This is a genomic window from Bacillus cereus group sp. BfR-BA-01381 (genome assembly GCF_022663555.1).
Classification (GTDB): Bacteria; Bacillota; Bacilli; order Bacillales; family Bacillaceae_G; genus Bacillus_A; species Bacillus_A pacificus.
Window position 1 is genome coordinate 1 of the sequence record NZ_JAKUFR010000197.1, and the last position, 1,419, is coordinate 1,419.

The window sequence follows — 1,419 nt, forward strand, 5'->3', positions numbered from 1 at the left end:
TTACTTATTGTAGATTTTGTAACTTTCATTCTTTTTGCAAGATCTTGTTGCGTTAACTTGCTTTTTTTCCTAGCTCTAATTAATTTGATATTTTTGTTCACTGTCTCGCTCCTTGTATAAGTATTTTGTACTTTCATTATATGTATAAGATTCTTGTACGTCAATATATTTGTACAATTATCTTGTACAAAGTTTTACAATCCATCTTTATAAGGTACAATATCTTTGTACTTTTTATTAACGGGAGGTGCTAAAAATGTTGAGACAAAGATTAAAAGAGATGCGTAAAACGCGTAAGCTCACTCAGCAAGGATTAGCCGATAAAGTAAATACCACTAAAGGCACCATTAGTAACTATGAGAATGGTCATAGCACTCCCTCAAACGAAATGCTAAAAGATTTAGCAAATGTTTTAGGAGTAACAACAGATTATTTATTAGGAAGAGAAGATGAATCAAGGATGTCTAATGCACTTCCTGATTTAAACAAAAAAGATACTCGTGATATCGCTCGTGACTTAGAAAAGACTTTAAAAGACTTAGAAAATAGCGAAGATGCTTTAATGTTTGACGGAGAACCAATAGACGAACACACAAAAGAAATGATTCGTATTTCTCTAGAAAACTCTATGCGCATGGCAAAACAATTAGCAAAACAAAAATTCACTCCAAACAAGTATAAAAAAGATTGAACGGAGCGAGAAATGAAAATTAAAGACTACGTAATGAAAATCGTAAAAAAACACGGCACAACAAACCCCTTTGAAATTGCTAAACGAAAAGATATTATAGTGTTGTTTGAAGACCTTGGAAATACTCTTGGTTTTTACAACACTTATAAACGCTTTAAATTCATTCATATTAATAATAGGATTAATGAAACCACACAACGCTTTGTCTGTGCTCACGAACTAGGACATGCTCTATTACACCCAAAAGCTAATACTCCATTTTTACGAAATAAAACCTTTTTTTCTGTAGATCGATTAGAGATCGAAGCAAATACATTTGCAGTCGAACTCTTATTACCTGATGAAATGATTTCTGAATATCAAGATACAAATCTATCAATTCAAGAAATAGCTGAGATCTATGGAATTCCAGAAAGTTTTGCTAGTTTAAAAAGTTATTAATATGAATTTAAAATACAAATTTATAAGTTAGGAGCTACATAAATGAAAATATTTTTCTCATTTCTATTTGCAATAGCAATGCTAGCCACGTTTATTTTATTAATCACATCTTTGGTATTTCGCTTAAAAAAGAAACCAAACACTAAGAAATATTTTAAGTTTACAGGTATAGCCTTTATTTTATCTATTATTTCATTAATTGTAGTTAACATGAACATGACACCACAGGAAAAACAAGAAATTCTCGCTAAACAAAAAGCTGAAGAAAAGCTAAAAGCCGAAGAGAA

General features: G+C 30.6%; 3 protein-coding genes and 1 pseudogene. 3 read left to right on the forward strand and 1 reads right to left on the reverse strand.

Features of this window, described 5'->3' with window-relative positions:
- On the reverse strand, nt 1–101 hold a 101-nt coding region (locus MR079_RS29395), incomplete at its 3' end, for a helix-turn-helix transcriptional regulator (protein ID WP_313897267.1).
- Nucleotides 102–256: 155 nt separating this feature from the next.
- Here MR079_RS29395 and MR079_RS28225 point away from each other — a divergent pair.
- The 3 genes and pseudogenes from MR079_RS28225 to MR079_RS28235 all read left to right on the forward strand — a co-directional run.
- Nucleotides 257–691, forward strand: coding sequence for a helix-turn-helix domain-containing protein (locus MR079_RS28225; protein WP_000946008.1), 435 nt, complete (start codon nt 257–259; stop codon nt 689–691).
- 12 nt (nt 692–703) lie between these two features.
- Complete coding sequence (locus MR079_RS28230; RefSeq protein ID WP_242295077.1) at nt 704–1,132, forward strand: ImmA/IrrE family metallo-endopeptidase; 429 nt, start codon at nt 704–706, stop codon at nt 1,130–1,132.
- A gap of 42 nt (nt 1,133–1,174) precedes the next feature.
- Nucleotides 1,175–1,419: pseudogene (locus MR079_RS28235) on the forward strand (hypothetical protein); the annotation flags it as partial.